Origin of the sequence: Psychrobacter sp. 4Dc, from assembly GCF_002836715.1 — a bacterium.
Lineage (GTDB): Bacteria > Pseudomonadota > Gammaproteobacteria > Pseudomonadales > Moraxellaceae > Psychrobacter.
Genome location: NZ_PJAT01000029.1, coordinates 1 through 937, shown reverse-complemented (window position 1 = coordinate 937; position 937 = coordinate 1). Strand labels below are relative to the sequence as shown.

The 937-nt window shown below is 38.6% G+C and carries 1 protein-coding gene; it reads right to left on the bottom strand.

The genetic code is table 11. The features are described from left to right. Positions 1-819 (bottom strand): RCC1 domain-containing protein (locus CXF61_RS01760; protein WP_193834161.1); only part of this gene is annotated, 819 nt, incomplete at its 3' end. Between the last annotated feature and the right edge of the window lie 118 nt (positions 820-937).

The following is a 937-nucleotide window of genomic DNA, read 5'->3' as shown; positions in this document are numbered from 1 at the left end:
CTCGTTACCATTGCCTTCAACATACTGAGAAACCCTAATATTACTCATCACTTTAATAGGTCTAGAAATATTGCTTCGATTTGAGGACATCTTTCCTTCAAAGGTATACATACCCCAAATATATAAATCTCCATTATCCGTATTGGCAGAGTATGAATTCATTTTTACCACTTTACTAAGTCCATCAACCTTTTTAGGCTTGAGGCTATTTTGAAGCGTTCCTTGAGCTGTCCATCCACCACTACCATCGCCCCAACTCCATAAAGAACCATCTTCTAGCAGTGCAAAATTTCCGAACCCATATGAGAAATCAACTACTTTTCTAGGAACATTTACCTTCTCAAGTCCAAATAGATCTTTTTTGTGTTTGAAATTTTGATACCCTGAATTATCTTCAAACCGTCCTAAATCTTTTGGATAAAAACCTGTCGTATACATTTCACCTTTGTCATTAAGTGCGAAAATCGTACTAATGCTACCTTGTACTTTCACTATGTTCATATCATTGAACATAGTGATTTTACATATCCTAAACTCGTTACATTCGCTAGGATAATCATTACATTCGCTAGGATAATCATTCTTATTTCCTAAAATATAAACGCTTCCATCTTGTGTTAAAAATATCGAAGCAAACTCACTAGCATCTATGTCTACAACATTCTCAATTCCTTGAATCTGTCGTAACTCTTCAATAAATGTATCATCATCACTAGGATCTATCTTTCCATGATAGTTACTACCCCAACCCCATACTGTGCCATCCTCTTTAAGTAGTAGCATATGACCAGCACCTGATACGGCTACCGCATCATTCACGCCCTCGACTTGCCTAGGCGTTGGGTCTTGTCCTGTCTTAGTCTCGCGCAGTAGACTATCTGTACCCCATGTCCAAAGCGTACCATCGTCCTTGACTCCTGCGCTCCATGAGTTGGTC